Below are 5,752 nucleotides of genomic sequence, written 5' to 3'. Positions count from 1 at the left end.
CCAGGAGTCTCCGTTAAATGTGAGGACTATTGCAACTGTGCCGAGAAGTGTTCGTTCTATCGTGAGTATATCGCTTCCCTCAACGAGGAAAAGGAGGCTGTCAATGGCTAACAAGATATACGAGGCTATGGCTGAGGTCATGAAAGATGTCGATGCTATCGGCAAGAACCAGACCAACCAGCAACAGAAATTCAAGTTCAGAGGCATTGACGATGTCTACAATACCGTTCATCCGATATTCGCAAAACATGGAGTGTTCACCGTTCCTACCGTTCTCAGTGAGAGGACGGAGGAAAGGCAGACTAGAAACGGAGGAAATCTTATCTACCGGATTCTGACCATGAAGTACACCTTCTATGCCTCTGATGGTTCAAGCGTTGAAGCTGTGGTCGTTGGTGAGGGTATGGACAGTGGAGACAAGGGAGCTAACAAGGGCATGGCTATCGCTCACAAGTATGCCCTACTCCAGACGCTTTGCATTCCAACCGAGGACATGATTGATCCAGACAGCGAGGTACAGGAACCGAGCAAGAAGGTGACAAGTCCTCCACAGGGAAACAGGCCGCAACCAGTGAAGAGACCTACTCCCAAGCAGGGATTCGACCCGAAGGCTGCTTCAATGGAAGAGGTCAAGAGCAATGTGGAGAAGATCTTTGATGAAAAGAACGCAATCAGAAAAGTTCCACAGAATATTTTCACAGTTAACTTGGCATGGGGGAATATTCTCCGCCTCTGTGATGGTGACAAGCTGACTGCAAAGGGCTTGTTTGAGCAATTCGGAGCACCTACCTCTCAGGATATCACCTACAGTATCTACTCCCAGGTCTATGATGCAATCCAGAATCCAAATGGTGAGCAAGGGCCGGAGCTGTTTGAGGGTGACGACCTTGGTGATGTTCCGTTTGAATCAAGCGGAGTGGTTGCATGAAAATGACCTTCGTGGTTCACGGTGGGGACTTTCGAGTCCCTGCCGGATATGAGGCCGAATTCGAGGCTGTGCTTGCAAAGGCTCTCAAGGGGGATGGAACAATCAAGGTTACGATTGAACCAAACTACCAGAAGCGGACATTGAAGGAAAATGCTTACTTCCATGTACTTTGCAAGAGGCTCTCTGAAATGGCTGGGGGAACCCAAGAAGATATTAAGGAAATGGCAAAGGCTAAGGCTGTGCATCTTGGGTATCCAATGGAAAAGGATAAATCCGGCAATCCTATCAATGGTGATTACGGATTCAAGGGCATTCCTTCCAGTGAGGCTAACATTGGGGAATGTGCGTTGTTGATAGAGGCTGTTCATATGCTTGCATCAGAGAATGGCTATTACTTGGAGGATTAATCAATGGCAGATATGTGTACGATCATGATAACAGGAAGGCTCACCACTGACAGCGAAATCAAGTATGCAGGGCAAACCCCGATACTCAAGTTTTCGGTTGCTGTAGGCCGATATGAGAAGGGACAGACAGCTTCATCGTTCTTTGATGTGGTGCAATTCTCAAGGGCTGCTGAATCGCTTACCGGCAAGTTGACCAAGGGCAAACCGGTGGTGGTCAGAGGGGAAATGAGACAGGAATTCTGGAATGCCAACGATGGCTCAAGGCGTAGCAAATGGGTCTTGTATGCAGATTCATTTGGAGTCCAACCACTCCACCTCACTGAAGGCGGTTCTGGGGGGCAAGAGTATTCCAATGGCGGTAACAACCAAGGTTACAACAATTCATATACAGGGCAATACGATGATGATGAAATACCGTTCTAGGGGGAAATGATGGAATATTTGTGCAGAAAGTGTCCCAACAAATGCAAGCAAAAAGCAGAGATGGGAAGTCAACTTAGGTATTGTACGGAAGCTCCAGAGGGCAGCAAGAACATAGATGAAGTGAGGAGAAGAGACCGTGCCAGCAAGAAAACCAAAAAAACTAAGCCTATCAAGACAGGAAGCTCAGAGGTTGTATGGAATGCTACCGATTGGAAAGCAAAACGCAATCTCAAGGAAGGAGCTAAGCACCCTGTGGGGAATGGGAGACAGGTCAGCTAGGCTGATTATCTCCGAATTGAGAAAGATAGACTTTGGTGATGAATTTATCATCGTGAGCTTTTCGGATGGTAAAGGATACTATCGCACAAATGATATTGAAGAGATCGAGGCGTTTGCCAATGAAATGAGGTCGAGGGCATTGAACATCTTTGCCCCCCTCAAGAAGGCAAACAGGATTATCAGGGAGTATGGTACGCCAGCCCTTGAGTTTGAGAGGATTTGATTGTGCCGAGTGCGAGAGAGAAGGCGTTGAAGGAGTTCCAGAGGTACAGACGTTATGTTTGTGCTGATGTGAATGGTTACGCAAAATGTGTTTCCTGCGGGAAAATCGGACATGTCTCCAAGATGGACGGTGGTCACTACGAAAGTCGAAAAACACGAGCAACTGAGTTGGACGCTGACAACGTATGGGCACAGTGCAAATACTGCAATGGCCCGCTGAGTGGAAACCATATTGCGTACCGTAACCGCCTTCTCTCTCTCATTGGCCTTGAAAGACTGCAGAGAGTAGAGGATATGGCAATGGCCTCCAAGGGTTCTGAGGAGGCAATGGAAAGGTTGTCCGAGGCTGACCGGTTACTGGTCACCACCAAGAAAAAGGACAAGGAATATCTGGAATTGGCAAAGCTGTATAAAAAGCTTGCTGACGAGATAGCAAAGGAGAAGGTAATAAAATGAAAGAGCTATTCTTTTTTAGGCATTACATGACCGAGCTGCAGAATCCAGCGATTGCAGCATTGTATAAGAAATTCGGGGCGAAGGGTTACGGAATGTATTGGCATCTGCTTGAAAGATTGTATGCAGATGAAGCGCATATGCTCCCCAATGGCGTGATTCTTGAGCAGAGTCTTGCTTCCTCATTGAAGCTGAGCAGGTTCACTGTACGGAGAATCCTCAACACCATGAGGGAATTGGGGCTTATCAGCAAGCATGGCCCATTCATCACTTGTGAGAGGGTGGAGAATGAGATCAGGCAGGTGGAAAAGTGCCGAAGCAGAAACCGTAGCCCACAGGCTTCATGACGTTCTCTAATACCATTGTGACGATTAAAAGCATAACCATAGAGTGAACCAATCCGGCTGAATAAAATTACATCGAATGAGTGAACTAACTGGAATGATAAAAGCAAATGAACAGAGTGAATCAAGACCAAGCAAAAACAGCATGATATAAAAGTGAACCTTTTCATATGAGTAAATCTAGAGAATTGAGTGAGTCGTACTGGCGAGAACAGCATATATATGAGCGAGTTTACGCATAAGAAAACAGCAATCACTTAGAGCGAATCAAGAAAAGCAATTAACAGCACAACAGGAAAGTGAATCATTTTTCAGAAAGGAGATCATAGAAGTGAGTGAGTCAGTAGTCAAGAGAACAGCAGAACGTAGAAGCGAGCCGAGTGTCAGAAAGGAGCAGAATAGAAGAGCGAGTCATTGACTTAGATAACAGTAAAGTAGATGAGCGAGTCAAGAATCAGATGATAACAAAGTAGATGAGCGAGCCATGATATTTGAGAGAAATACTGAGTAGAAGAGCGAGTCAAAAAGGTTGATAAACACATTTTGCAAAGCGAGCTAATGAAATTAAGAAAACATCAAATCACTGGAGCGAGTCATAGTTTCGACAACAGCACAAACGAGAGCGAATCAGATAATGAGAGAACATCACAAACGGTAAGTGTGTCAGGTGCAAGGAAAGAGTCAGTACAGATAAGCGAGTCATTAAAAATGAGATACCACAAAGTACGAGAGCGAATCATAAGAACGATTGTTACTAAATCAATATTAAGGAGAGAATTATGCAATCAGAAGAACAAAGAATGAGAATCAAGGGAATCGTGAGAACCATCTATGATTATCAGGATATAAGAATCAAGATGGGCAATCGCTTACGGTTCAAGAAAGACGGGAATGACCAGAAGGACAATGGGACTGAAATGGCTATCAATGCCGAGGATATCCCCTCATTGGTCGATGCCTATGATGATTCCAAGGATATTGAGGAGAATCTGGTAAAGTCACTCAACAAGGAACTCAAGGGTATCCCTGTCTACGACAAGTTTCTCAAGCAAACAAAGGGTATCGGGCCGATGATGGCGGCTGTCATTATCTCCGAATACGATATTCATAAAGCCCATACCATCAGTGCAATGGTGCAGTTCACAGGACTCAATCCTGGGCTTGTGAAGGGCAGGAAGATGAAGGATGGGAAGGTTGTAGTCACAGACGATATGATCCGTGGAGACAAGCTCACCGCAGGGTATCTTGCTCCCTACAATGCAAGGCTGAGAACGAAGATGCTTGGGGTGCTTGGCTCTTCATTCCTCAAGGCAAAAAGCCCTTATGCCAAATTCTACTATGACTATAAGAACCGTCTGGAGAATGAGGCAAGGGAAATCGAGGGACGTGAGGGCAAGATGTGGAATGAGACCACAGCCAAACACCGGCACAACGCAGCTATCCGGTTCATGATGAAAGCATTCATCAGAGACCTGTACTACGCTTGGAGAGAGATTGAGGGACTTCCTACCAGATGTCCATATGAGGAAGAGTATCTGGGTATTAAGCACCATGACTATAGTAAGGAGAAAACAGCATGAATAAGAAACCATGTGAGTATTGTGAGCTGGGAGATAATTCAAAATCACTTCATTGTGAAACCAACAATGCAATCGCTTTGGTTGAGAAAGGGTATATCTACGTGCAAATCACCCACAAGGACAACAAACCGGTAGATGCTCAATTCACTGCAAGGTATTGCCCGAATTGTGGCAGAGAGCTTAAGAAAGCCAAGAATTATAAACTCAAATGGAATTATATAGACGGATATTATAAGGAGTGGAGAGCAGAAGGGCCTTGGGGAACTCTCTATGTCTTCTCTGATACTGAAGGTGTTTATACCGGTTCGCTAAACAATGAGATTGGAAGTGAAGGTGATTTTCCTACCGTTGATGAAGCAAAGGCTTATTGTCAAGGACTTGTAAACAATTTCGAGGAGAAGATATGAGAGATTATAGCGTGATGAAGCAGTGGCTGATAGAGAGAGTTGAAGAGACAAGTTGTCGTGAGGTAGGTAGAAGGTTGGGTATGAACCACTCAGCGGTAGGAAGGCTCTGCAGTGGAGAAATATCCTCACCGAGACTGGATACCTTGCTAAAGATTGAAGAGGCTATGGGTAATGAAGACTCTGAACCTATTGAAGAATATGACTACGTAGCAGTGATTGCAGATGAAGAGAAAGAAACTATCCACATAAACACAAACATTGACGAAGCTGAAAAAAGCCTTTCCTTGATGGCTGTTGCTATAGGCCAAATGGCTGTTGACTTGAATCTTCCAGAAGCATTCTATCTTGGGGTCATAGCTTCATCGTACAAGAACGTAAAAGCAAAGAGGGAAACAGCATGAATTGGACAAAGCAAATGAAAGACTACAATGATTCTACAAAATCGGAACCTATGGTTACTGACTTTGATGATAATGAGATATTTACAAATCAATATGTAGACTGGCTAGAAGAAAAAGCAGATAAGCTTGATGCTGTTCTTGATAGATTGGGACATAGCAGAAAGTTGTTCCGGTTGCTCATTTCTTCAGTGCCAGAATCAGAGCCACAAGTTTCCGAGAGGGCACAGATTATTGATGAGTATATTGTGGAATTGCTTAAAGGGATTGTGGATGAGGAGATTGTGGCATGAGTAAGAAAGTATTCATTG

Annotated in this window: 10 protein-coding genes; all 10 read left to right on the top strand. The window is 44.7% G+C overall.

The features are described from left to right. The first annotated feature begins 103 nt into the window (after positions 1 to 103). The 10 genes from JF818_RS03690 (at position 104) to JF818_RS03645 (ending at position 5,734) form a co-directional block, all read left to right on the top strand. Positions 104 to 928, top strand: coding sequence for an ERF family protein (locus JF818_RS03690; protein ID WP_198890633.1), 825 nt, complete (start codon positions 104 to 106; stop codon positions 926 to 928). Beyond that, positions 925 to 1,335 (top strand): hypothetical protein, encoded by a 411-nt coding sequence (locus JF818_RS03685; protein ID WP_198890632.1) that lies wholly within the window; start codon positions 925 to 927, stop codon positions 1,333 to 1,335. Before JF818_RS03690 ends, JF818_RS03685 begins: the two co-directional genes overlap by 4 nt. Positions 1,336 to 1,338: 3 nt before the next feature. Then, positions 1,339 to 1,758 (top strand): single-stranded DNA-binding protein, encoded by a 420-nt coding sequence (locus JF818_RS03680; protein WP_198890631.1) that lies wholly within the window; start codon positions 1,339 to 1,341, stop codon positions 1,756 to 1,758. Positions 1,759 to 1,894: 136 nt separating this feature from the next. Then, a complete protein-coding gene (locus JF818_RS03675) occupies positions 1,895 to 2,260 on the top strand; it encodes a hypothetical protein (protein ID WP_198890630.1) in 366 nt (121 codons plus the stop codon). Positions 2,261 to 2,262: 2 nt separating this feature from the next. Then, entirely contained in the window at positions 2,263 to 2,715 is a 453-nt protein-coding gene (locus tag JF818_RS03670) for a recombination protein NinG (RefSeq protein WP_198890629.1), read from the top strand. After that, the gene (locus JF818_RS03665) at positions 2,712 to 3,059 is read left to right on the top strand and encodes a Lin1244/Lin1753 domain-containing protein (protein ID WP_198890628.1); all 348 of its coding nucleotides are present in this window, start codon (positions 2,712 to 2,714) and stop codon (positions 3,057 to 3,059) included. Before JF818_RS03670 ends, JF818_RS03665 begins: the two co-directional genes overlap by 4 nt. A 776-nt stretch (positions 3,060 to 3,835) precedes the next feature. Continuing rightward, on the top strand, positions 3,836 to 4,636 hold the full coding sequence (locus tag JF818_RS03660; protein ID WP_198890627.1) for a hypothetical protein: 801 nt from the start codon (positions 3,836 to 3,838) through the stop codon (positions 4,634 to 4,636). Then, entirely contained in the window at positions 4,633 to 5,043 is a 411-nt protein-coding gene (locus JF818_RS03655; protein ID WP_198890626.1) for a hypothetical protein, read from the top strand. The genes JF818_RS03660 and JF818_RS03655 overlap by 4 nt, the downstream gene beginning before the upstream one ends. Before the next feature lie 14 nt (positions 5,044 to 5,057). Further along, on the top strand, positions 5,058 to 5,444 hold the full coding sequence (locus JF818_RS03650; RefSeq protein ID WP_198890625.1) for a helix-turn-helix domain-containing protein: 387 nt from the start codon (positions 5,058 to 5,060) through the stop codon (positions 5,442 to 5,444). Next, positions 5,441 to 5,734, top strand: a complete 294-nt coding sequence (locus tag JF818_RS03645) for a hypothetical protein (protein ID WP_198890624.1) — start codon at positions 5,441 to 5,443, stop codon at positions 5,732 to 5,734. The genes JF818_RS03650 and JF818_RS03645 overlap by 4 nt, the downstream gene beginning before the upstream one ends. Positions 5,735 to 5,752 lie beyond the last annotated feature (18 nt).

The sequence above is a fragment of the Sphaerochaeta sp. S2 genome, assembly GCF_016406725.1.
Lineage (GTDB): Bacteria > Spirochaetota > Spirochaetia > Sphaerochaetales > Sphaerochaetaceae > Sphaerochaeta.
This window is presented reverse-complemented; position numbering and strand designations above follow the sequence as displayed.

Coding starts and splice junctions, on each gene's coding strand:
- JF818_RS03660 (WP_198890627.1), top strand. CDS start 3,836: ATGCAATCAGAAGAACAAAGAATGAGAATCAAGGGAATCGTGAGAACC.
- JF818_RS03655 (WP_198890626.1), top strand. CDS start 4,633: ATGAATAAGAAACCATGTGAGTATTGTGAGCTGGGAGATAATTCAAAA.
- JF818_RS03645 (WP_198890624.1), top strand. CDS start 5,441: ATGAATTGGACAAAGCAAATGAAAGACTACAATGATTCTACAAAATCG.
- JF818_RS03680 (WP_198890631.1), top strand. CDS start 1,339: ATGGCAGATATGTGTACGATCATGATAACAGGAAGGCTCACCACTGAC.
- JF818_RS03685 (WP_198890632.1), top strand. CDS start 925: ATGAAAATGACCTTCGTGGTTCACGGTGGGGACTTTCGAGTCCCTGCC.
- JF818_RS03665 (WP_198890628.1), top strand. CDS start 2,712: ATGAAAGAGCTATTCTTTTTTAGGCATTACATGACCGAGCTGCAGAAT.
- JF818_RS03650 (WP_198890625.1), top strand. CDS start 5,058: ATGAAGCAGTGGCTGATAGAGAGAGTTGAAGAGACAAGTTGTCGTGAG.
- JF818_RS03690 (WP_198890633.1), top strand. CDS start 104: ATGGCTAACAAGATATACGAGGCTATGGCTGAGGTCATGAAAGATGTC.